Origin of the sequence: Granulicella sp. S156 (assembly GCF_009766105.1) — a bacterium.
Classification (GTDB): domain Bacteria; phylum Acidobacteriota; class Terriglobia; order Terriglobales; family Acidobacteriaceae; genus Granulicella.
Genome location: NZ_LMUH01000013.1, coordinates 715,532 through 739,350 on the forward strand (window position 1 = coordinate 715,532; position 23,819 = coordinate 739,350).

Sequence of the window (23,819 nt, forward strand, 5' to 3'; positions counted from 1 at the left end):
ACCTCCAGGCTTCACCGAATGAGGTTGTGCGCCAGGCACGTCATCCCATAGGGAGTGCATCTCTATGAAGATTCTGATGGCCGCTGTCGCTGCGTCCGAGCATATGTCAGGAGTCTCGCGCCATGCTGCGAACGCGGTTCGGTGTCTGCTCACGCGTTCCGAAATTTCAGCAGTTCATCTCGTGGTTGGACCGTGGCAGTATGAAGCCTTTCAGGATGCGTTTGCACGTGCCGACTCAAGGTTGAAGATCCACCAAGCCGAAGTTCGCTGCAGTGTGTTGAGCCGCAATCTCTGGTACTACAACGAATTGCCAGGTCTTGCCGCGAAATTTGAAGCGGACATCGTCCACCTTGCCTTTCCTTCGCCATTGAAGCAAAAGGCCTTCCGGTGTCCAACGGTTGTAACCCTGCATGATTACTATCCCTACGATATTCCATCGAACTTTGGATTTCCGAAGATGCTGTTCAACCGTATGGTATTGAAGCAGTGTCTGCGCGCGGTCGACTCAATTGCGTGTGTTTCGGAGAGCACCTTGCGGCGTCTTGAGATATACGAACCGCAAATTGCACGGCAGAAGGCCGTAACGATCTACAACTGCGTCGACCCTGGCCCGGCGATGGCGATCGGGAGTCCAGTCCCCAACTGGAACGGCGAATCATTTCTCCTTTGCGTGGCTCAACATCGTCGCAATAAGAACATCATCCTCGCGATGCAGGTATTTCAACACCTGTATAGACACGGTGATATAGGTTCGGACACTCGCCTGGTCATTGTTGGTATCGAAGGCCCGGAGACGGCTAAGATTCAGCGTTTCATCAAGGCAAACGATCTTGCGGATCGAGTTGTTCTGTTGCAGGGAATCGGCAATGCTGAACTCGAGTGGTGCTATGGACACTGTGAACTATTACTCGCGTCTTCGAGCATTGAGGGCTTTGGACTTCCGGTTGTGGAAGCCATGTTTCATCACTGCCAGGTCGTCTGTTCCGATATACCTGCTTTTCGCGAAGTAGGTGGTTCGTATTGCCACTATGCCTCTTTGAGTCCCTACCCGGAAGATTCGTTTGTGGCAGCGGCTCGCAATGCACTCAAACACCTCAAAGTCCGTGCTGGCTCGACGGAACGTTTTTCCGGTTCACGAATTGCCGAAGCGTATCTCCAGCTTTATACCCACCTGTTGCATAACAGTTCTGCCATAGGGAATCGCAGCCATCGCAAGCTGATTCCATCCTTAGAAAGAGGCCGGTCGTGATCGCTATACCAGAATATAAAGACAGAGCGAATGTTCTAGGCATTGGCATCGATGCGGTGAACATGCAGCAGGCTCTCGCGAAGATCGCACAGGAGCTGGAGCAGCGACGCAAGGGCTACATATGTCTCGCTGGCGTACACGGTGTAATGGAGGCGCAGCGCAACCCCGAAGTTGCCAGGGTACTCGCCGGTGCTGCGTTAGTAGCGCCTGACGGCATGCCTACGGTATGGGTTGGGCATTACCAGGGCCACTCGCAGATGGAGCGCGTTACGGGGCCTGATCTAATGCTCGAAGTCATGAGGCGCGAGGAATTTCGTGGCTACACGCACTTTTTCTGCGGCGGTAAAGAGGGTATTGCTGGCGAGCTTCGCGATCAGGTCCTCGCTCAGTTTCCGTTCGTAAAGATAGCCGGTACGTATATGCCCCCTTTTGGCCCAATGTCTCCTGAACAGGAGGAAGAGTTTATAGAGCAGATCGGCCGTTTGAAGCCGGACATCATCTGGGTGGGTATCAGCACGCCGAAGCAAGAGCTGTTCATGGAGCGGTATCTTCCGTTGCTCGACACCACACTGATGTTCGGTGTTGGTGCGGCATTCGACTTTCACACTGGCCGTATTGCCGATTGCGCTGAGTGGATCAAACGTTGCGGGTTTCAATGGCTTCATCGTCTTCTGCAAGACCCGAAGCATCTTTGGAAACGCTATTTGCGGAATAATCCATCCTTCCTATTTTCAATTGCATTGCAATTGACAGGGTTGAAATCGTACCCGCCGCAGATTCATGCAAAACCGCACGACGTTCCGCAGCCTGTCTGGGCCAAGTCACGGTCAATCCGTTGATAGAGCTGTCCTGCATCCCACGGGATGCGCTGGGAAAGTAAATCTCGTTCGTGGAAATTATGATGATTCGCGGCAGCTTCGACGTGCAGCCAGACGGTGGAAAGGCAAATTTTTGACAACCGAACTTCTTCAACAAGTAACTCCGGAGATGGCTATCACCTCCAAGCCAGTCACGGCAGAGGAGGCACTCCTTTGTAATATGGAATTGCCGCTCCGTGGTGTCTTCTATCCTCTTGGCTTCGCCGTCGAGATCATCACCAACGAGCAAGCTGTTCTGGACGTCGCCAATGATAGCTGGGGATCTCTTCGTCCGCGGCAGATCAATTCCATGGTGCAGCTCCGCGTCAGTGTCAGTGCGGGAGGTGGTTCCGAGTGTCCACCCACGCCCGTTACTCGGGCAAATCGTTACTTGTTTTCGATTGTCGCGGACGCAGACAATCAGGCTATCCTCGATCTCAAAGCAGGCTTTGCCTCCATCTGGTTGAATCAGGCGACGGTATGCCACAGTTTGTATCTTCGCTATTACTTTCTTGAAGGCGCTGCGTACACGCTTCTCTCCACGTCCGCCGCCACAGCTCTGCATGCGGCCTGCGTCAGCCGGCATGGACGAGGCATTCTCTTGTGTGGCGACTCCGGAGCTGGCAAGTCTTCGCTGTCCTATGCCTGCGCGCGCGCCGGATGGACCTATACTTCTGACGACGCCAGCTATCTTCTTCACAACACGGACCACCCTCGGGTCGTCGGTAACTCGCATCAGATCCGTTTTCGACCGACGGCTAAGACACTCTTTCCGGAACTGGAAGGCCGTGCACTCACTCCACGAGCAGAGGGAAAACCTTCCATTGAAGTTCCTACCTCCGAATTTCCTGGGCTCATTACAGCAAGCGAGGTAAGAATCGACTTTATCGTCTACCTCAATCGAGGGCCGTCAGAGGTGGGAGAACTGATACGGCTGCCCGACGGTGTCGCGATAGAACGTATTCGAGAAGACTTCTATCCCATCGACGAGATTCGTGCGGTCCATGACAAGGCGGTGCAGATGCTATCCGGCGTTCTTGCCTACGAGCTGCGGTACCGCGACTTCGATCAAGCGATCGGACAACTCGACCGCCTGGCACGCAATCTATGAATTGGTTACAGATTTCCCGCCGATGAGCGCAACGGCGCTTCGTCCTATACCTTTTCATCAGTTCAGGGTCTCAGCTTGTAGCCTCTTTTGCAGTGGGAACCGAAATCGTTCATTTCGGCTATTCCGCCGTATTGTGTAGCATTGCCTGTCTCGCTGTGGTGGCAGCTTTATTGTTCTGGAGCCTGTCGTATTTGCCTGAAACGGCCGCCTTGCCGACTCCGGCATTAAGTTGATGCACCTGAGTGCCAGGCCCTTGCCACACTAGTTGATACGGGGTGTGAGGTGCTCAAATATGGTTTAAGGTTCAAATGTCACTTCTTTGTCATTTTGCACGATCCGGACGAAAAAAAGCCCTCGCATGGTGAACACTAGGAGAAGAAGTTGTCACGCGCGCGCCCTGTGAAAGGGGGCGACCATAGGGGAAATATATGAGCTTGATTCTTGTCATCGAGGACGATCCGCGTATCCAGCGAGCGCTCCGAAGACAATTCACTGCGGAAGGGTATGAGGTCCATATCGAAGGCGAAGGGCCTGCCGGTCTTGCCGCATGCAAGAGCATGAAGCCTGCGACGGTTGTGCTCGATCTGATGTTGCCGGGTCTCTCGGGCCGCGAGGTCTGCAAGGGGATCAAGGCCTGGTCGGCGGAGACTCCTGTCATTGTCCTGAGTGCGATCAGTGAGGTTGCCGACAAGGTACTCCTGCTGGAAACCGGGGCTGATGATTACGTGACCAAGCCCTTCAGTCCGCGAGAACTGCTCGCCCGCGTGCAGGCTGCGATGCGGCGTACCCGGAAGACAGTTCAGGAAGTGCCGCTCAACTTCGGCAATGTCGCGGTCGACTTCCTTAAGATGGAGGTCCACAAAGCGGGCACGTTGGTTCCGCTCACCGCGCATGAGTTCAAGCTATTGCGCTTCTTTCTCGACAACCCCGGACGTGCTATTGCCCGTGAAGAGCTGCTGAGTGGGGTATGGGGCCTGAACTTTCATCTCACAACACGTACAGTGGACAACCAGATACTGAAGCTGCGTCAGAAGCTTGAGTCAGACCCTGCAAATCCGATCCACTTTCGTACCGTGCATGGGTTTGGCTATAAATTTGTGCTACAGGCATAAAGCATTTCTTCTGTTGCTGTAAGCCGAAGCGAAGGTGTTGAGGCTGCTTTTCCTTAAGAAAATTGTCCTCGAGGACATATCTGGAGCACAGTGACAGGAGAAATGCTCTAAGGTATCCGAAGAGCTAGTGAAACGATGAAACAGTGGCGCATGCGTACGACCTTGATGGTGTCGCTCCTGGCGGTCTCCCTCGGGCTTACGGCGACGTGTCTGCTTATCATCCGGGTCAGCGTAGAGCAGGAGATCCGTAAGGGTCTGAGTTCTGATCTCGACCACTCGCTCAGCACGTTTCGCAATACGGCTAGCCAGCGCAATGAGATGCTCGCGCGCGAAGCGGCGCTGCTCGCTGACCTGCCCTACCTCAAGTCGACGATGTCGACCCAGGACGCGCGCACCATCCAGGCCGGCAGTGGCGAGTTCTGGACCACCAGCGGCAGCGATTTCTTCGCGCTCGCGTCACCGGCAGGCAAGCTGTTTACGCACCTGAACCGCGGCTCCGCTCTCAGCGACCCGCCGGTCGAACGCGGCGTGCAGGCCTGCATGGCCAATCCCGAAGAGCCCTGCATGGTCGCGTTTGGGCAGAGCCTTTACGAGCTCTCCATTCAGCCGGTTTACTTCGGGCCGCCGACGAATGGCTCGCAGCTTGGCTATGTCATCATCGGCTACGCCATCGACCAGAAGGTAGCGCGTCAGGTGAGTGAGGTCGCTTCCGCCGACGTCGCCTTCCTCGTCGATGGCGATGTTGTAGCGACTACGTTGCCTGCCAATCGGCTGCCCGATCTGCGGCAGCGCAGCCAGGGTCTCGACGATGCAAGCGCTGCGCCGCAGAAGATTCAACTGGAACGCGAGGCTTATATGGCTGCGGCGTCGGCGCTTCCGGCAGTTGGAAACACGCATGCCCGGCTGGTTGTGCTCAAGTCCTACGACCGCGCCAGCATGTATCTTCGCCGCGTTAACCAATGGATACTGACCTTAGGATTGTCCGCATTGCTGATCGGGGTACTGCTGGCAGTCGCCATCTCACGTACGGTAACCCGCCCGCTGGAGACGCTCGTAGCCGGCGCTCGCGCACTTGGGCAAGGTGATTTTAATTACCGCCTCAGTACGGAGGGTGCCGTCGAGGTGCGCGAACTGGGGCTTGCCTTCGACCGCATGCGCGGCGAACTGAAGCGCACGCAACGCGAATTGATAGAGTCCGACCGCCTTGCCACGATCGGCAGAATGGCCAGCTCGGTCTCGCACGATCTCCGCCATCATCTCTCTGCGATCTATGCGAACGCCGAGTTCATGAGCCTCGACGGCACAGGCAACGAGGAGCGTCTCGAACTGCTCCTTGAGGTGAAGGAGGCGGTGCTGGGAATGACCGACCTCATCGAATCGCTACTGCTCTTCGGCAGAACCGAACAGGTGCTTCACCTGCAGTACGAGTCGATCGCTCTCCTGGTGGAGCGCACTATCCACACAGTGCGTCAGCATCCTGAATGCCGCCTCGTCCAGATACATATTACTGAGCTTCAACCTGTCGACGCGTGGGTAGATAGTGTAAAACTTGGTCGTGCACTCTACAATCTTCTGTTGAACGCCTGTCAGGCGACCAAGACAGGAACCGTCCCTCCAATTGTCACCGTAACGCTTTCCGAAGATGCGGAGAAGATACGAATTGCAATCTGCGACACCGGTCGTGGTGTGCCCGTGGCCATCCGTAGCACGCTCTTTCAACCTTTCGTAAGCTCCGGCAAAGTGAATGGTACAGGTTTGGGGCTTACGGTAGCGCAACACGTCACGCAAGAGCATGGCGGCGAAGTCAGGCTGGAGAAATCGGAGTCGGGACAGACGATATTCAGTGTTCTTCTCTTCAAGAAGGCCCTACAGGCCCTGGGACAAAGTCAGACGGAATCTCATCAGGGAACCCACGCCGAAGATGACGCGAGTGCCGCAGCAAAAGACGGATATGAGATTGAACAGGAGCGTCTATGATCCGAGCGACGGACCACTTCCATACTCCAAAGTGTCGTGTTCCATGCGGTGTTGCTCATCTGCTCTTTGCCGGGTTGCTGCTGCTAGCTCTCAACGGCTGGCGGCTTTTTGCTCAGAATGTAACGCCTCCCGCGCCTTCCAGCAGCGTTCCAGCTGCAGGCGACACCCAGCATCTAGCTGACATTGAGAAGCGCCTCAACGAGGTGACCGATGCGCTCACGCAAACGCAGCAGACGTTGCAGCAATCGTTGCTCGAGATCCAGCGGCTGCGCACGCAACTCGATGCACTGCGCGCAGAGCAAGCGAAGTTGAAGGGTGATGCACAAGGGGGCATAGAGAAGACTCCAGAAGATGTCGTTGCGGCAGGGAAGACACCTCCTTCTACCAACAGCGAAGGTTCGGCGCACAGCGATCTTGAAGCCCTCCGCGAACAGCAAGCGATATTGCAGGCTGAGGTAAAACAACTTGATCAAACCAAGGTAGAGACTGCTTCCAAGTACCGTTTACGTGTCACAGGTCTTGCACTCTTCAACGCCTTCTCGAATGACGGGGCTGTCGATAATGTTGAGATGCCGACTCTTGCGATGCCACGCTTTCCCGGCGCCTCGCACGGAAGTGCCGGTGCCTCGCTTCACCAGACGATCCTTGGCATAGAGGCGACAGGACCCGAGATTTACGGGGCGCGCAGTTCGGCTGCTGTCAGTATCGATTTTGCTGGAGGATCATCCTCCAATAGCTACGGTTACAACGCAACCGGTGGTACGGTGCGCCTGCGCTATGCGCAACTGGGTCTCGATTGGAATAAAACGACGTTGCAGCTTGGCTATACCGAGCCGTTTATATCTCCTCTGTCTCCTACGTCTTATGCAACAGTCGCTATGCCTGCTCTCTCGGGCTCGGGCAATCTCTGGTCGTGGTCTCCACAAGTCCGCGTCGCGCAGCAGGTGCCACTCTCTGGTCACCGCGGCCTCGTACTGGAGACGGGTCTTATTTCCCCGCAATCGCCCAACTACACGGCTACACAGCTTGATAGCCCGGTTGAAGCGTCCCGCCGTCCCGGTGTCGAAGCCCGAGTCTCCTACCGATCGAACCTCGGCGCAAGCGATAGGCCTTTTGTGATTGGGGTCGGAACGTACACGGCCAGCCAGGTATACAACAGCGCCACGCACATTCACTCTTGGGCCGTTACGGGTGATTGGCAGATTCCAATCTACAGATGGTTCGATCTAAGCGGTGAGGTTTACCGTGGTCAGGCTCTTGGCGGTCTTGGTGGTGGAGGCTACAAGGATGTGCTGAGTGGTACCGACGCAATCAGCGGCCTGCCGAGAAGCGAGGGCGTGGATACAGCCGGTGGCTGGAGTCAGTTGAAGGTTCATCTCCGTCCAACGTTGGAAGTCAATGCTGCCTTCGGTCTCGATGACACATTCAGCAGTAACTTCGACAACCTGATTCTGCCGAGCACAGCCACCTCCGTATCGATGGGCGCGCGCAATAGTTCCGTTATCGGCAATATCGTCTTTCGGCCATTGAACTCTTTGATCTTTTCGCCGGAGTATCGCCGGATTCAAAGCTGGCGTTATACCGGACCGGCGAGTGTTGCCAACATCTTCACCCTCAGCGCGGGGTACCAATTTTGAACTCTTCTGGAAGGGACTTGCGAGGAAACCGCACGAGTACATGCTTCAGGAGAACCATGAAGAAAGACTTCTATGTCCGCTGCCTGAACATCGTCACCCTTTGTGGGGTGGTGGCAGCTTCATGTGGAGTTGCTCAAACAGTCGATGTCGTCGCGCACGTCGAAGTGACGCATCAGCATAGGCACGAACGTCCTATGCACGCTTCGTCGGCCGACGTCGTCGTATGGCTCACACCTTTGCAGAAGATGCAGCCTCTTCCTGAGGTGCATAAACAGGTATACACGCTTGCTCAAAAGAATAAACAGTTCAGCCCGCACATCCTGGTAGTTCCCACTGGAAGCAACGTCGACTTTCCTAACCTCGACCCGTTCTTTCATAACGTATTTTCGCTGTTCGATGGCAAGCGATTTGATCTTGGGCTCTATGAGGCACATACACGTCGAGTTGTGCAGTTTGACCGTGAAGGCGTCTCTTACATCTTCTGCAATATCCACCCCGAGATGGGAGCTGTCGTTGTCTCGCTCAGCACGCCCTATTATGGGGTTTCGACACCGGATGGCGTCGTTGTCCTTCACGATGTTCCTCCGGGTAGCTACCGGCTGAACGTTTGGGCAGAAAACGTTGGACGTGATCTCCTGAATACACTGAGCCGTACGGTCGAGATTACCGAGCGCAACAATCAGCTCGGAACCCTTGAACTGCAGACTAGTGGTGACATCATGAACCATCATGAGAATAAATTCGGCGAGAGCTATGCTCCCTTTTCTAAAGATCCTTATTAAACAAGTTTCAAACCTGCAAACAGCATTGGTGATTGCTCCGGAAGTAGAGTGCGTACGCATTGCGCTGGATGATGCTGCCAGCATGCCTGCATAAATACTGTAGAGCAGTGAATGAAGCGCTTCATCGCAGTCCATGTCTAGTCACGATACGCCGAGAATCTTTTGCATTGAGGTCTTGCATATTCACGATGCTTACTGGCAACCGATAGCTATTTCTGCGTTGCGGTACCCGATACATCGATGGCGGTAACCGGTGGCTCATCGTAATTCGCGGCATATATGTGCCCGGCAACTGAATCGATCGCAAGAGCATACGGATTCTTGCCTGCATCATATGCACCGATCACCGTATTTTTTGAGCCATCGATCACCGTAACAGTATTGCTGTGAACGTTCGCAACATAAACGCGATTATGCAGAGAGTCGATTGCAACTGCCTGTGGGTGTTTGCCTACATGGAGCGTGGCAACTACCTTCCTTTTTGCGATGTCAATCGCGCTGACGGTTTCATCTCCGTAATTCACGGCATAGATCGTCCGTGTGATTGGATTGACCGCAACGGCACACGGAATGGCGCCAACAGAAATGGTATTCACTTCATGGGTCTTTTCATTGAGCGCCACAATATCAGCGGTTCCGGTATGGGCCAAATAAAGGGTGTTTGAAGGTTCGTCGAAGGCTATACCCCACAGGTGAGGTCCAACCGCAACTTTGATCATTGTGCCAGTTGCTCCATCGATAATCCGAATGTTGGGATCCTCGTAAGTCGTAAGAAAGATCGTGTTGCTTCGCGGGTCGATGGCTATCCCATCCGCGCTGCCGACCTTTAGCGCCTGCGCCGTATTCGTAGCACCGTCGATCACGGTAACCGCATTGCTATAGGTGTAGGTCACATAAATCTTGTTGGTGGTCTCATTTACTGCAAGAACATAAGGATGGGACCCTCCTTTAATCGTCGCAATCACGGCATCTTGTTCGCCATCGATCACACTGGTCGAATTGCTGTCGGTATTGACCACATAGATTCGGTTTGTAGACCTATTAATGGCGAGCGATATGGGTCCGCTGCCGACCTTCACCGTCCGAGTCGCTCCGCTCCGCTCATCCACGACCGAAACTGTTCCCGAATCCTCATTTACGGCATAAACCTTGTGGGTGGAGGAATTGACCGCAACAGCAAGGCTGGTGATCAACCTGCCATGGGGGGCATCGCTCTGCGCATGTGCACCACAAGCCATACCGGCAAAAACTATGGCTGTGAGCGTGCTGCGGGCAGCTGATACGCAAAGGGAACGGGAAATCGAAAAAAACGGGCGGCAACTGCGAACCTGAAGATTCATGTTGTGCAACGACCTCGGTATGCACTATGTTAGCAAGCATTAGAAAGTCCGGTGCCGAGCTATAGAAAAATATTCTCTTCGGCAAGAAAGATCCATCGATGATTCGGTTCGTGCGCTCTCTCTGCTTCCTCGCAGCATTTGTTTTTGCTGCATCAGCCGCCTTCGGCCAGGACAAACCCTTTCATGTCCTTGCCTTTTACACCATGCATGGGGAGCAGGACCATGTGGACTTCGCGGTGCAGGCCATTCCATTTTTCAAGGAAATGGCCGATCGAGACCATTTCGACTTTAAGGCAACTTCTAACTGGGACGATATGAATTCCAGCGTCCTGAAGCAATATCAGGTTGTGCTGTGGTTGGATGATGCGCCCTCCACTGCCATGCAGCGAGTTGCCTTCCAAGACTATATGGAGCATGGAGGAGCGTGGCTGGGCTTTCACATTGCAGGGTATATGGATAGCCGTGAAACCTGGCCCTGGTACGCCGATTTTCTCGGTACTGTCTTCTATGGCAATAGCTGGCCTCCGCTGCCCGCCCGCCTAAAAATAGATGATCCAACGCATCCAGCCATGAAAGGACTTCCGCCAACCCTCATGTCACCCGCCAATGAGTGGTACAGTTGGAGTCCAGATCTGCGCAAGAACCCTGACATCAAGGTGCTGATGACGCTTGACCCTTCTAATTACCCGATAGGCTTTAAAGACACGCTGTCCGGTGGGGATATTCCCGTTACATGGACCAACACAAAGTACAAAATGATCTATACCAACATGGGTCACGGCAACAAGATCCTCACCAGCCCCGATCAGAACCGATTTTTCGAAAATGCTCTGCTATGGCTTGGCGGCCGTAACAAGTAGCTGTCTCCCCGGCCTGACAAGATAGATCCGCATATTGCGGGAAGGCATCTCCTGAAAAAAGAGCCTGAAAGATGACAACAAATGTTGTCATCTTTCAGGCAAAGGAGGCACTTCAAAACGTTGAGGATGCTTTAGAAGGAGACTCGTGCGCCGAGTTGCAAAACGCGTCCCTGCACCGTCGTAGAGCCGATCGTCCCTGCACCAGTCGGCCTTCCGGGATTGTCGATTAGATCGACAGGATCGTCGAAGTTGGTATCCGGCTGTCCAAAGCTCGGGTGATTGAGGACGTTATTGGCGTCGATGCGCACTTGCATCTGCACCCTTTTAGTAAAAGTAAAAGTCTTACCCATCGAAGCGTTCATCTCCGTAAGGTCGGGGCCGTAGATTGTATTTCTGCCGAGAGTGCCGAAGGTAGCCGGGGCTGGTGCTACAAAGGCTGCGGGGTTGAACCAGCCATTGATACTGCGATTTGCAACACGCGGGTTGCCGACTAGATTGGGACGCCATGATCCTGCCTGAGCATAGGACAGGTTGGTTTCGCCATAGGTGACTGTAAACGGGTTTCCGGTATGGGCGACACCAATGATTGAGAGTTGCCATCCGCCGACCACTGCATCGACCGCAGCGTTCTTGTTTAGAAACTGCTGGTTTCTGCCGAAGGGAAGCTGATACACCACACTCGACTTGAACGAATTGCGGATATCAAAATTGGATGGGCCATAGTTTGCATGGGGGTCATATCCGTTCTGATAGTTTTGCGTACCGCCATGACCACCCCATCCAGCGGAGTCCTGGTCGTTTAGGAAGTGCGACCAGGTATAGTTGGCGCTGAAGCTCCATCCTGATGCGAGCCGCCTTTCCGCCGCGACCTGGAGAGAGTTGTAATTCGATATAGCGTTGTATGTATCGCCGCCAATACCTTCAAACTGTGGATAAGGGCGTCCTGAGGGGACATCGTTCGCGCTGAGCTTTGACTCCGGGATCTGATTGATGTCGTGTGGGAACGAAAGGTTGGTTCCATGACTTCCAACGTACGAAACGTTCAGCACTATCTGCTGCGGAAGCTGATGCTGTATGCCGAAGGAGTACTGGTATGACTTGGCCACGGGGGTGTGATACGGGTTGTAGCTAACACCTTGACCGTTGTATGCAGAGGAAGACGTGGAAGCCTTCAAGTAGGGGAGGTTCGAGCCCGTTCCTGACAGGCTTACAACGGGCGTCAGGCCATTTGTCTGGTCGCTTGCGGAGCCGTAGCTGTTCGAACCGAACCCTACACCTGATCCATAGGTATCTGAGCTCCAGTTGTAAGAATAAATGCCGAAGCCGCCGCGAACAACAGTAGTGGTATTAGGAGAGTACGAGAACCCGATCCTGGGCAGAACAATATCGTAGACATTCTTCTGTAGCTGGGTTCGGCCATTGTCACCGACAAACCACATAGCTCCAAGGGTTCCAGTCGCGGTATTCTCCAACGTTGGGTCAAATGTACCCTCGTATCCATGCACCTCGCTCCAGCCGCTCTGTATCTGGTAGCGCAGGCCAAGATTCAATGTCAGGTTCGTGCGGATCTTGTAATCATCTTGGATAAACAGTTGAGGGCTAAATTGACGGGCACCAGAGACGGGTTGGTTGTTCGCACTCCAACTCTGCACTTCGCCCAGCAGAAAGTCAGCATAGCCGAAGCCGCTGCCGGCGGTAGAAGGTGTGGCCTGCGTATAGACACCATTGAAGTTGAACTCGCCCGCCTGCACATTTCCATACGGCACACTGTTGTTCTGGTACCTTAGCACTTCGCCGCCAAAGTGGATGATATGCTTGCCTCGAATCATTGTCAGCACATCGGAAGGATCAAAGCTGTTGCCTACACCGATATAGTTGCCGCTGTTATAAAGTCCGTCGCAGCAGCTTCCGACTCCACCGCTGATAGAGATGTCCGGCAGGATGTTCGCCTTTGCATACAGCAACCCTACTTTTTGAGGAATGCCCAGGCCGAGACTGGAGGGTGAGAAGTAGTTGCCCTGGCGATTGAATCCGAAGCGGAACTCGTTCACAAGACTGGGGTTGATCGTCCACGTGTCCGACAAAAGCAATACATGATCGGCTACATCGTCGAACTGGCAGTTGATTGGGCAAGGTAACTCGTTCTGGTAGAGCGCCTTATTATCGCGAGAGGTGGCGGCGAAGGTGATCCGGTTCTTGCTGGTGATGTCATAGTCCAGGCGACCGTAAAACGTGAGATATGGGTTCTGCACCGGCGTCACTTGAAAGTAGTTGTTCGCTAGCCCGGGTTGATTCGGCGAAGGATAGTAGGCCTGCAGGCCATTGGCTACCGGATCAATCGTCGGAATCTTATTGCCGGGGAAGGCGCGTCGGCAGGGCTGCCCGTTAACCGTTGTCAGTGTCGATTGGTCGAAGATCTGGTTCGTTAAGATCACTGTGCCATCGCACGGATTGATCTGCTGATTATTATTCGCGTCGAGTGCCGGGCCTCCAAGTACCTGAGAGAAGTCTCCTCCGCGTTCGGCCAGCGTAGGCACCGTTACAAATTCCGGAGTAGACGTGTTTGAGATCGTCTTCTCGGTGTTGAAGTAGAAGAACATCTTATTCTTGAGGATTGGCCCGCCGATTGAGCCACCGAAAACATGCACGTGCAGAGGCGGAATCTGGGTGTTGGGAGCGTCAAAGTAGCTCCGTGCATCCAGCTCATTGTTCTGAAGATACTCGTAGCCAGATCCGTGAAACGTGTTCGTGCCGCTTTTGGTGATTTGATTGAACACCGCTCCACCGATGCCGTATTGGGCCGAAAATGTCGATGTCTCGATATTCACTTCCGCCACTGTTTCGAAGGTGTTGGTGTCGGTGTTAGCGCTTTGTGGGAGGGTTACAGAGGCGCCGTCCGCAAGAAAATTCGAGGAGTATGGAAGGGTTCCGTTGATGGATACGCCGATTCCTGGATTTGACGGATCGTCTCCCCCAGATTGCGTCCCCGCTGATCCAGGCAGCAGATTGGTGAAATTCTCCCAGCTCTGGCCTACCTGGGGTAGCTCTCGCATTGTTTTAGCGTCGAATGTCGTTCCCTGGTCGCTGGTCTCGGTCTTCAGGAGTGAGGCGTCGCCGGTGACAACCACCTTCTCTTGGATGGACCCCACGCGAAGCTGGCCGTTTACAGTGATGGTGTTTACCGTAAGCGTAATGGGCCCGCGCTCCAGCTCGGCAAATCCTTGCCTTGAGAACTCGATGTGATAGTGTCCGGGAGGAGTTGAAACGGTGTCGTAAAGGCCGTCTTTGTTGGTCACAAACTGGGTAATCTCACCCGTGTCGATATTTGTTACCAGAACCGTTGCTCCAACAATCACCGCGTTCGAGGTATCGGTGACGGTGCCGCGAATCTCACCGGTCGCTGTGCTCTGCGCACCCGCAACCGTGCCTGCACATACCAGAAGGCAAAGTGCAATCAAACAACCGCATAATTTCCCGAACATATGTAGCCTCTCCTGAATAAAGTCCATCTCTTGCCTCATCCTTTCGTCTCTTCCCGGTGAAGCTCTTATCGCCAGCATCCTGTCTCAACGATGCACCCGGCAATTTCTGAGCAATGCTCTGTACTGAGGCCGCGCAATTCTCGAAAATGCCTCCAAAGCCTTAAAAATCCGGCTGGCGCAAAAGAAAGCGTGACATCCTTCGTAACGGTTAGTTAGTATCTACTCTCAAAGCGATGGGTTGGCAAGTTCTTTTTTCTCCGAGGCCCAAGGGATGCCGTTTTACGGCAAAGCCCAACAACCTCCTCGCTGCAACCGTACGGTACAGACTTGGCGAATTTCCCGTTTCTGATACGCCTGCCCGAATCTGGACCCGTACAAAACCTGAGAACTATTGGGAGCACCGTGAAGCGAACATTGATCCGTGGTCTGGCATTCCGTATCCTGGCGTTTACGCTCTGTCTTTCAACAGCTTCTATTGCCTGGAGCCAGGACGGCATTCCAAAGGCTGCCTGGAAACGCCCGCTGGGACTCCCCCTGGAAAATCCTGGAGTGACGCGCTCCGCCGGCGATATCGATGACGGATACTGGCAGGGTGTTCCCGTCGGTGGCTTTGGCGCCGGGACGTTCTCCCGCAGCTATCGTGGCGATTTCGCTCGCTGGCATGTCAAAGCTGGAGTCCATAAATATGAGCCTGTGTATGCCAATCAGTTCGCCATGTTCCAGCAGTCCGAGGGCGATGCTCACGGCACAGCCCAGGCACTCATGAACGGCCATCCCTCTGATGGCGAGTTGTCCAGTTGGCAATGGGACTATCCGGTCGGAGCGGGCGACTACTATGGGCTCTTCCCGAAGTCATGGTTCGACTACAAGTGGGACAAGTTCCCCGCCCACGTCACACTGGAGCAGTTTTCGCCGGTTCTTCCCAATAACTATCGTGAATCCAGTTACCCCGTCGCCGTGTACCGTTGGCATGCAGAGAATCCCACCAATAAGACGGTCGTCGTTTCGGTGCTTCTTTCCTGGACGAATATGTCAGGTTGGTTCCGTACCTTTACACGCGATTTTAAGGGCGCGCCCAATCAAGGTAACCACAACGACTACGTGAGCGAAAAGATCGGGGATGCGGGAACGATGAAAGGCATCGTCTTCGATAGAAACCGTGTAAGCGATTCACCAAACGAATGGGACGGGCAGTTCGCTATTGCGGCGATGGAGTCGCCAGGCGTGGAAGTCACCTACCAGACCACGTATCAGGCGTCAGGGGACGGCAAAGCAGTTTGGTCGGCGTTCTCGAAAGACGGCAGGTTAGCCAATGACGGGAAATCGTGGGTCAGCGATAAGGAAAAGCTGGCAGGCGCAATCGCTCTGCGCTTCACGCTGCGTCCTGGTGAGAAAAAGGTCGTTCCCATGGTCGTCGCATGGGACTTCCCGGTAATCCAGTTTGGAGAAGGGAGAAAGTGGGACCGCCGTTATACGGATTTTTACGGAACATCTGGCCAGAATGCCTGGAAGATAGCCCGTGACGGTCTGCTCCATGCCGGTGAGTGGAGCGATCAGATCGACAAGTGGCAGGCCCCCTATATCTCCGATGAAAGCAAGCCGCTGTGGTATCGCGGCATGCTTTTCAACGAACTTTATGCGCTCACTGACGGAGGAACGTTTTGGGGGCGCCAGATAGGCTCTGACGCGAAGACCAAGCCCAGTTTCGCACTGCTCGAATGCTTTGATTACGCCTACTATGGCACGCTCGACGTTCGTTTTTATGCATCTCTTCCGCTATTGAAGTTCTGGCCGGACATCGATAAACAGGTATTGCGAGAATTTTCCGATACCGTCCCCAAAGAATGGCCGGAACAAGGGCTTTGGGTATGGAAGTCCCAGCAGGACGGCGTACCCATTACGCACAAGCGCAAGAAGATCGGCGCGGTACCTCACGATCTGGGTGTGCCGGAAGGTGATCCCTTCATCGCCGTCAATGAACCGGGCTGGCAGGATACCAACGACTGGAAAGACCTCAACTCCAAATTCGTACTGATGGTCTATCGAGACTACGTTCTTACTGGTCGTACTGACACCGCATTCCTCCGCGAAACCTGGCCTGCGGTCAAAGACGCGATCGAATATCTTCGCCAGTTCGATCATGGCGGTGGTGTTCCCGAAAACAGCGGTTATCCCGATCAAACCTATGATGACTGGGTGGTTCGTGGGGTGAGCGCCTATTCAGGTGGCCTGTGGCTCGCTGCCCTGCGCGCTGGAGAAGAGTCGGCGCGCGCTCTCGGCGATACAAAAACAGCGGCGGAGTATCACGCCCTCTTTCTAAAGGGGCAGAAGACCTATGTGTCCCAGCTATGGAATGGCGAATACTTCCGCTACGACACTAGCAGCGAATCCAAAGATGACATCCAGGCCGATCAACTTGCCGGGCAATGGTATGCCAACCTCACCGGTCTTGGTGACATCGTGCCGCATGAGATGCAGCTCTCGGCGGCGAAGAAAATCTTCGACTTCAACGTGATGAAGTTTGGTCATGGCGAGATGGGAGCGGCCAATGGTATGGCGGCAGATGGCTCCATTCTCACAAATGCAGAGGCCAAAGAGGTCTGGGTGGGAACGACTCTTGGGTATGCCGGCTTGCTAATGAGCGAAGGGATGAAAGATGAGGCCTGGAAGACTACTGAGGGGCTTTATCACGTGATCTACGAAAGCAAAGGCTACTGGTTTCGGACGCCCGAAGCATGGGACATCACCGGAAACTTCCGGGCCGGAATGTACATGCGCCCAACGGCGATCTGGGCTCTGGAAATGACTCCAGCAAGAGAAAAATAGACGCTTCAGTCACCCCGAATCGAGGTTGAACGTACATGCAGCAAAAATTGCGTACCCTTTCACTACGAAATCCAGCAATGTGGCTGTTCATACTCCTGCTTGTCTGTGTGACTACCGTCAGAGCGGCGGTCCCGGAGCAGGGAACTTCAAAGTTCCGGGTTATTGCGCTCGCCGAATCGGGTGGACTTCACCAACCATTCGTCGATGCGGCGAAAGTCTGGCTCAACAAGCTGGCATCTGAGAATAACTTCACTGTCGATTACATCGAAAATACCGATAAGATCGACGACGCATTTCTATCCAAATATCAGCTGTTTATCCAGCTCAACTACCCTCCATACAATTGGACGCCTACGGCTCAGGCTGCCTTTGTAAAGTACATCGAAGAAGGCAGGGGAGGGTGGATTGGATTCCACCACGCCACGCTGCTCGGCGAATTTGACGGCTTCCAAATGTGGCCCTGGTTCTCCAACTTCATGGGGGGCATTCGCTTCACGGGATATATTTCGACCTTTGCCGATGGAACGGTGACTGTTGAAGACAACTCTCACCCATCCATGAAAGGCGTTAAAACCCCGTTTCTTATCAGCCAGGAGGAATGGTACACATGGGACAAATCTCCTCGCCCTAATGTTCATGTGCTGGCCAGCGTAGACGAAAACACCTATGCGCCCAACACGAAGACCAAGATGGGGGATCACCCTGTTATCTGGACAAACGAACACTATAAGGCTAGAAATATCTATATTTTTATGGGGCACCACCCGGATCTGTTTCAGAATCCGGCTTTCACGACAATCTTCAAAAACTCCATTTTCTGGGCAGCTCAGCGATAGTACTTTCGTTGGTAGCAGCGCGACTCTCGATGGCTGCTACCGAGCGCCAGGTTCGGCTTCGACAAGTACGCGAACGGCGGGGGCGACCACAAGGAATAACTCTGCGTGCGGTGCGGTGCTTCCTTCCACCCTTGCAAGCTGTCCTTTGCGTTGTTCCAGCGTGACAGGATGCCTCAATTCAATAGAATCGAGTGCCGCCAGGCCCAGAGTTCCCAGCACCGAAAGGCTCTGGGACAGTGGAACGAGCCGCTGACGCAATATGGAGACAGACAGATAAGGCTCCAATAGTGCGTCGTTATCACGCCATTGGATAAACCACTTCCGCAACTCCGGTCGCGCAGACGGATCGTAAACTGCACGCTGTGCTAGTGCATTGATCCGTCTCGCCGAATCACTCTCCGGTGAGACCGCATCCACCAAGTGATTCAGCGGGGCCTCGCCATCATATCCCTGCGTCTTTTCGCGATCATATTCCTTGACCGGTTCGACAGCCATAGCCAGTGTTTCCAATAATTGGGGCGGCATATCATCGCCTTCTATGCGACCCAGCATTCTGCGGCTACTGGCTTGGTGTTCCAGTCCGAGCCACTCCAGATTGCGATTGAGCACAGCCACGCGGCGATACATGGAGGTAACATCGGTCACCGACGCTGGAGACCATAGCCGTTCAGCAATGGCCCCGAGCCGTGGCCACAGCCGATTATCCAGGTTCTCCGGTGTAACGTATTCCGCCCATTGTGCGGCTTCTCCGCCAATGATGTTCGACTTCTCTTCTGAGGAGAGGGCTGCACTTTTGCCTGATAGTGGATCAACGGCATAGTGCTGGGATGCAGGGTACATCAGATCGAGATAGTAGCCCGCCGACAGTACTGTCCTATAACCCATCCTCGCAGCATCCGCCAGCGACCCTGCGCCGCGCCAGGATTGAATGAGCGAATCCTTTGGTAGACCTCCATCCAGAATCTCGTCCCATCCTTCCATCTCCTTACCGTGTCTGCGGACGATCTCCTGCACGCGTTTTGTAAAGTACGTCTGCAGGGCATGATTGTCTTTGATGTTGTGTGCGCGCATCCATGTCTGGATAGATGTGTCGTTGTCCCAATACTTGCCATCTACCTCATCGCCGCCGATATGAAAATACCGGTCGGGGAAAAGGCTCTCCATTTCACCAAAGACAGTGTCGAGCAGCTCGTAGGTCGCTTCCTGCGTGGGGTCAAAGGGTGGGCGCACGGTGTCATACTCTGATCGAACCAGTCCCTGGGGCGCAGGACCAGAGGCCAGGAGAGGATAGGCGACCAGCCAGCTCACTGCGTGACCGGGGACATCAAACTCTGGAACCACACGTACGCCGCGGTCGCGCGCATACGCGATCAGATCGCGCACCTGGTCTTGGGTATAGAAAAGTCCATCGGAGGCTAGGCCAGTCAATTTAGGGCTGCTTTTGCTCTCTACACGAAATCCTTCATCGTCGGAAAGGTGCAGATGCAAAACGTTCAGCTTGACCGCAGCCATTCCGTCGATGTTTCGCTCAATGGCTCCGAGCGGCATGAAATGCCGTGATACGTCGATCATCAAGCCACGCCAGGCGAAGCGAGGGGTGTCGTCAATCTGAAGGACAGGGAGAACCCAGCCCTGTGGTTTCGGTTCAACCAACTGCTGCACGGTTTCCAGGCCATGCATAATCCCCAGAGGATTTGCAGCCGTTAATTCAATACCTCTCTGGCTGATGACCAGATGATAACTTTCGTCCTCTTCCAGAGCCTGAACACGAAGTCCTGGACCAGCACAGCGGATAACAAAGTGCGGTCCAGCGGGAACTCCAGAAAAGTGGTGATCGAAAGGAACTCCGGTACGTAGAGAGAGGTTTTGCAGAAACCGCGTCAGTGCGTGGTTAACCCGCTCGTCTCCGCCAGTAAGTTCGATTTGCGGTGTATGCCCCAGAACAAGAAATCCCTCTTGCTGCGTCACATGCGAAGGCCAGGGCATAAGGTTCAGTTCTGCCGCCCTGCCAGGCAATACGGCACTCAGAAAGAGGGCTGCCACCATTAATCTTTTTATTTCACTGTATAGACTCAAGGCTCTATTCCTAAGGAAGTGGTTTGACGACTACGGAAAACAGGCCAGCTCACGTACTGAGCTGGCCCGCTTATTGCTGAACCCACAATATAGATGATTGGGATCATCGATGTTTCTCTACGGATTCGTCCAGTACTGATTGAATCCAATATAGTCGGAAGGCATTGCTGCCAGGAGTTTCCGGCGCAGCTCCAGTATGTCGACCGAGCCGAGCGTACTATAGAGAACTTTGCCATTTGGGCCAAGTAGCACCGTGTAGGGCACGGCAGACTGCCACTTCGGGTCGAACGCTGCTTGCAGCGCAGCTGTATCGTCAGAGCCAAACAACAGGTTGCGGCTTGTGGCATGTTTCTTCTGAAGTAGCCGCAGGACGCTGGCCTTCTCATCCGGCATATTCGCAGATACGGTCACCAGATTGAAGCCGCGGTCGCTGTACATGCGGAACGTATCCTGCAAATCCGAGAACTCTGCTACACAGGAGCCGCACCAGGTGGCCCAAAAGCTCACCAGCGTGAAATTGTCACCCGCATTGGCGCGTAGCTTCTTCAGGCCCTGCGCGTCCACTAGGTCCACACTGACAGGTTGCGCTTCCAGCTTTTGGTCGTATGACTCACGGAGCGATTCTTTCTCCTGCCACTTCGTCGAGCATCCGAAGACCCCTGTGTGGGTTACTGGGACTGGCTTATTAGAGAGCAACGCTTCAATCGCATTGCGTGCATCCTGCGTCTTCACCATCTCGATGCGATAGCTGTTATCCATACGGCCTTCATAGCGAAGGTGGCGATCTTTATCGAAGATGAACACATGTGGTGTAGCCTGCGGACCGTATGCACGGGTCACAGCCTGGGTTGCGCCATCGTACAGGTAAGGGTAGCGGAGATGCTTGTACTGCACGCGGGCTTTCATCTCATTGAGCGTGTCGCCGGCATCGGAAGAATCGAGTTCCTCGATGGTGGTCGCCTTCGGATCGTTGCCCTGGATCGCAACGACTGCCACGCCGCGCTTCCCGTAATCTTCATAGAGTTGTTCGATGCGGTGCTCATACATCTGGGCAATCGGGCAGTGGTCGCAAGTAAAGACCACGACAAGAACAGGGCTACTCGCATAGTCGCTCAGTTGGTGGTTTTTCCCGTCTACCCCCGGGAGAGCAAAATTCGGGGCGGGCGAACCCAGAGCAAGGATGGGATGTGGCGTTTCTCCCCGCAGGGCTAGCGACATCAGTGAGATCAGGGCAAACGTAAACAGCTTCTGCATCGTATTTCTCCCTGCAGCGGCCCACGATGAACCGCGGTTACGCGAGTTTTCTCGCAAAGGTAATTTCCTGCACCATATCCCGATCGACGTCACCCTCTTTTTCGTACTCGACGGCAAGCAAACCGCGGAAATTTTGGCGGTGCAGTTCCTGCATGACTTCTGGAATTCTTGAGGCCCCGGTGCCTAACAGCACATTCACCTCGCCGCCTCTTGCTCTGACATCTTTCAAATGCACCATCCGCAGGCGAGGTGCGAGCTTGCGAATGGCATCGGCCGGGTCATAGCCACAGGATGCGAAATGGCCGGTATCCGCTGTCGCTCCCATGGTGGGAGACAACGTCGAAAGGGCATTCAGCACATCCTCCGGGCTCTCGTATGCGAACTTAACATTTGGGAAGAAATGGTTGTGAATGCCGAAAGTCAGCCCTTCCTGTGTCAGGCGCTGATCGATTCGGTTCAGAATGCTTCCAGTCGCATCGCCGGTGATATTGCTGCAACCCAGCAGCTTCGCGAAGCGAACCGCATTTTCAATATCCTGGTTATCTTTAAGAGTGGCGGAATAATAGGACACACAACGGATACCGGCACGGTCCAGCTTTTCTCGTGTCGTGCGGAACAACTGATCTTGCGGATGATTCATCAGCATGAACTCGCCGCGCGACATCTCTATCTCGCGAATGTGCAGCGCGTTCAGTTGGATAATCATGTCGTCGACAGAAAGACCGTGATAGCTATACGTGCCTACCCCAATGTTTAGCCTGCTGAGAGCAAAAAGTGGAGCGGCGATGCTGACCAGGCCGCTAACCGCGGCAAACTTCACAAAACTCCTGCGCGTCGTCATGAAGGGGTCACCTTTTGCCTATTCCTTTACGGCTAGCAGTTTATAACGTTCTCTAACAAAGTCGCCATGCCAGCAAGTTGACCACATAACAAAACAGGCTGTCAAAAATAGCGGAAAGAGATAATTCCCTGGCACCTGCTATCTATGATCAGTCTCTTTGATTTAGGCCTGAATTCAGATGGCGGGCTGTGGGAGCAGAACTCCGGGGATTGCATCCAAGGCTAAAGAGATCGCACCCCACAGTACGGCGCGATTGCCCGGGGCGCTGGCGCCGACCTTAGTGACGGCGAACTCGTCGCCCTCCAGCTGTTTCCGCACTAAATCGATCAATGCAGGGTGGCTGCCAATTTCTCCGCCCAGGAGAATCAAGCCAGGGTTCAGAATAAGCGACAGATTCACGATAATGTCCGCCACAATCTCTGCACGCTGACGGACGATCTTTTCCGCGCGGACATCCCCAGCCTGGGCCAAATTTAGGATACCCATCGCGTCTATCTCTCTGCCGGTCCTGGAAGTCTTCCCGCTCTCCTCTTGCCAGCTCTTCAGGATTCCCGAACTTGTCAGTACCATCTCCAATTCACCGAACTCGTGGATGGTTGGCTGTCTACGCGAGATGGAAGGCAGGCGGAGATAGGCGATTTCACCGGCAGACCATTGCGAGCCGTGATGAATCCTGCCTCCCAGGAAGATGCCCGCGCCTACATTTGTGCCGATTTTCATGAAAACGAAGTTTTTCTCGGACTGCGCGGCTCCGCAATAATGCTCACCCAGGGCGGCCAGATTCATATCGTTTTCCACGATGACCAGGCAGTTGGCTATCTTACTGAGCATGGCGCGCAAAGGCACGGAGCGCCAGCCTTCCAGCGTGCTGATCGACAGGACGCTGCCCTCTTCGACATTCGTAATCGCAGGCACACCAACGACCATCGCCAGCAGCTGTGCCCGGGTCTTTTTTTGTTTTCGGAGAAGAATTTTCAGCTCTTCTCCGATATAGCCACAGATGGCATCAGGAGTGGTCTTCCGCTTTGCCAGAGAGAGTTTTTGGGTTTCGAGTTCGCTGCCATTCAGGTCAGTGAGGAGAAGCAAAATGCTCTCTGCGGAGATTTCCACGGCAAGCAGGCAGCCCCGCTCCGCTCTGAAGCGGATCATGTCAGGGGGGCGTCCTCCATTGGATTCTCCCTCTCCCAGTGGCTCGACAAGACCCTCCGACAGAAGGTCTTTGACTACATTGGTGACAGTCGGAGCGCTTAGATTGGAGGCACGGACAAGGTCCGCCCTCGAGCACGAACCGCATTCGCGCAGCAGCTTTAGAATGCCATGCGCATTCGCATGGCGCAGGACGGAAGGTCTACCAATTGGAATCGACTTTTTCTTCACTTAGTTCCGGGGAGAATAAAGTTCTCAGGGTTACTATATGCCAGTCATGACGCACAGTCATCCGGAATTTGTGTAGCTGATCCCTTCTTCCACAAACTTTCCTTGTGCAAAGAAGCTCTTGCTTTATGCTTCCTTACAAAGGATACTAAATAACCATTAGGAAGTATATGGATCCGACATCCGGAATGGAGCGATTTTGTGG

16 protein-coding genes are annotated in these 23,819 nt (G+C 54.1%); 10 read left to right on the forward strand and 6 right to left on the reverse strand.

Going from position 1 to position 23,819, the window contains the following annotated elements; genetic code table 11:
* Positions 1–64 precede the first annotated feature (64 nt).
* The 7 genes from GSQ91_RS12875 (at position 65) to GSQ91_RS12905 (ending at position 8,725) form a co-directional block, all read left to right on the forward strand.
* Complete coding sequence (locus tag GSQ91_RS12875) at positions 65–1,249, forward strand: glycosyltransferase family 1 protein (protein ID WP_158821983.1); 1,185 nt, start codon at positions 65–67, stop codon at positions 1,247–1,249.
* Complete coding sequence (locus GSQ91_RS12880; RefSeq protein WP_254064539.1) at positions 1,246–2,088, forward strand: WecB/TagA/CpsF family glycosyltransferase; 843 nt, start codon at positions 1,246–1,248, stop codon at positions 2,086–2,088. Before GSQ91_RS12875 ends, GSQ91_RS12880 begins: the two co-directional genes overlap by 4 nt.
* A 112-nt stretch (positions 2,089–2,200) precedes the next feature.
* Positions 2,201–3,217: an aldolase gene (locus tag GSQ91_RS12885; protein WP_254064540.1), complete on the forward strand. Its 1,017-nt coding sequence runs from the start codon at positions 2,201–2,203 to the stop codon at positions 3,215–3,217.
* 428 nt (positions 3,218–3,645) lie between these two features.
* Positions 3,646–4,329, forward strand: a complete 684-nt coding sequence (locus GSQ91_RS12890) for a response regulator transcription factor (RefSeq protein WP_158821985.1) — start codon at positions 3,646–3,648, stop codon at positions 4,327–4,329.
* Positions 4,330–4,464: 135 nt separating this feature from the next.
* Positions 4,465–6,306 (forward strand): ATP-binding protein, encoded by a 1,842-nt coding sequence (locus tag GSQ91_RS12895; RefSeq protein ID WP_254064541.1) that lies wholly within the window; start codon positions 4,465–4,467, stop codon positions 6,304–6,306.
* The gene (locus GSQ91_RS12900) at positions 6,303–7,943 is read left to right on the forward strand and encodes a hypothetical protein (RefSeq protein ID WP_158821987.1); all 1,641 of its coding nucleotides are present in this window, start codon (positions 6,303–6,305) and stop codon (positions 7,941–7,943) included. The genes GSQ91_RS12895 and GSQ91_RS12900 overlap by 4 nt, the downstream gene beginning before the upstream one ends.
* Positions 7,944–7,999: 56 nt before the next feature.
* Positions 8,000–8,725, forward strand: a complete 726-nt coding sequence (locus GSQ91_RS12905) for a hypothetical protein (RefSeq protein ID WP_254064542.1) — start codon at positions 8,000–8,002, stop codon at positions 8,723–8,725.
* 209 nt (positions 8,726–8,934) lie between these two features.
* Here the strand turns inward: GSQ91_RS12905 and GSQ91_RS12910 are convergent, their stop codons facing one another.
* Positions 8,935–10,065: a YncE family protein gene (locus GSQ91_RS12910; RefSeq protein ID WP_158821988.1), complete on the reverse strand. Its 1,131-nt coding sequence runs from the start codon at positions 10,063–10,065 to the stop codon at positions 8,935–8,937.
* Positions 10,066–10,163: 98 nt separating this feature from the next.
* On the opposite strand from GSQ91_RS12910, the gene GSQ91_RS12915 reads away from it, so the two are divergent.
* Complete coding sequence (locus tag GSQ91_RS12915; protein WP_158821990.1) at positions 10,164–10,925, forward strand: ThuA domain-containing protein; 762 nt, start codon at positions 10,164–10,166, stop codon at positions 10,923–10,925.
* A 131-nt stretch (positions 10,926–11,056) separates the two neighbouring features.
* Here the strand turns inward: GSQ91_RS12915 and GSQ91_RS12920 are convergent, their stop codons facing one another.
* Entirely contained in the window at positions 11,057–14,407 is a 3,351-nt protein-coding gene (locus GSQ91_RS12920) for a TonB-dependent receptor (RefSeq protein WP_158821992.1), read from the reverse strand.
* Between the two features lie 402 nt (positions 14,408–14,809).
* Here GSQ91_RS12920 and GSQ91_RS12925 point away from each other — a divergent pair, with 402 nt between their 5' ends.
* Complete coding sequence (locus tag GSQ91_RS12925) at positions 14,810–17,233, forward strand: GH116 family glycosyl hydrolase (protein WP_254064543.1); 2,424 nt, start codon at positions 14,810–14,812, stop codon at positions 17,231–17,233.
* Between the two features lie 35 nt (positions 17,234–17,268).
* Positions 17,269–18,069: a ThuA domain-containing protein gene (locus tag GSQ91_RS12930; protein ID WP_158821994.1), complete on the forward strand. Its 801-nt coding sequence runs from the start codon at positions 17,269–17,271 to the stop codon at positions 18,067–18,069.
* Positions 18,070–18,105: 36 nt separating this feature from the next.
* Here the strand turns inward: GSQ91_RS12930 and GSQ91_RS12935 are convergent, their stop codons facing one another.
* From GSQ91_RS12935 to GSQ91_RS12950, 4 genes are all read right to left on the reverse strand, one after another.
* Positions 18,106–20,115, reverse strand: a complete 2,010-nt coding sequence (locus GSQ91_RS12935) for a beta-N-acetylhexosaminidase (RefSeq protein WP_158821995.1) — start codon at positions 20,113–20,115, stop codon at positions 18,106–18,108.
* A gap of 147 nt (positions 20,116–20,262) precedes the next feature.
* Complete coding sequence (locus GSQ91_RS12940) at positions 20,263–21,399, reverse strand: redoxin domain-containing protein (RefSeq protein ID WP_158821997.1); 1,137 nt, start codon at positions 21,397–21,399, stop codon at positions 20,263–20,265.
* A 37-nt stretch (positions 21,400–21,436) separates the two neighbouring features.
* Entirely contained in the window at positions 21,437–22,219 is a 783-nt protein-coding gene (locus GSQ91_RS12945) for a sugar phosphate isomerase/epimerase (RefSeq protein WP_254064544.1), read from the reverse strand.
* 195 nt (positions 22,220–22,414) lie between these two features.
* Positions 22,415–23,617, reverse strand: a complete 1,203-nt coding sequence (locus GSQ91_RS12950) for an ROK family transcriptional regulator (protein ID WP_158822000.1) — start codon at positions 23,615–23,617, stop codon at positions 22,415–22,417.
* Positions 23,618–23,819: the final 202 nt, after the last annotated feature.

What these genes read in the sequence shown, in the direction of transcription:
- GSQ91_RS12875 (WP_158821983.1), top strand. Translation starts at nt 65, where the DNA reads ATGAAGATTCTGATGGCCGCTGTCGCTGCGTCCGAGCATATGTCAGGA.
- GSQ91_RS12890 (WP_158821985.1), top strand. Translation starts at nt 3,646, where the DNA reads ATGAGCTTGATTCTTGTCATCGAGGACGATCCGCGTATCCAGCGAGCG.
- GSQ91_RS12895 (WP_254064541.1), top strand. Translation starts at nt 4,465, where the DNA reads ATGAAACAGTGGCGCATGCGTACGACCTTGATGGTGTCGCTCCTGGCG.
- GSQ91_RS12900 (WP_158821987.1), top strand. Translation starts at nt 6,303, where the DNA reads ATGATCCGAGCGACGGACCACTTCCATACTCCAAAGTGTCGTGTTCCA.
- GSQ91_RS12905 (WP_254064542.1), top strand. Translation starts at nt 8,000, where the DNA reads ATGAAGAAAGACTTCTATGTCCGCTGCCTGAACATCGTCACCCTTTGT.
- GSQ91_RS12910 (WP_158821988.1), bottom strand. Translation starts at nt 10,065, where the DNA reads ATGAATCTTCAGGTTCGCAGTTGCCGCCCGTTTTTTTCGATTTCCCGT.
- GSQ91_RS12915 (WP_158821990.1), top strand. Translation starts at nt 10,164, where the DNA reads ATGATTCGGTTCGTGCGCTCTCTCTGCTTCCTCGCAGCATTTGTTTTT.
- GSQ91_RS12920 (WP_158821992.1), bottom strand. Translation starts at nt 14,407, where the DNA reads ATGTTCGGGAAATTATGCGGTTGTTTGATTGCACTTTGCCTTCTGGTA.
- GSQ91_RS12930 (WP_158821994.1), top strand. Translation starts at nt 17,269, where the DNA reads ATGCAGCAAAAATTGCGTACCCTTTCACTACGAAATCCAGCAATGTGG.
- GSQ91_RS12935 (WP_158821995.1), bottom strand. Translation starts at nt 20,115, where the DNA reads ATGGTGGCAGCCCTCTTTCTGAGTGCCGTATTGCCTGGCAGGGCGGCA.
- GSQ91_RS12940 (WP_158821997.1), bottom strand. Translation starts at nt 21,399, where the DNA reads ATGCAGAAGCTGTTTACGTTTGCCCTGATCTCACTGATGTCGCTAGCC.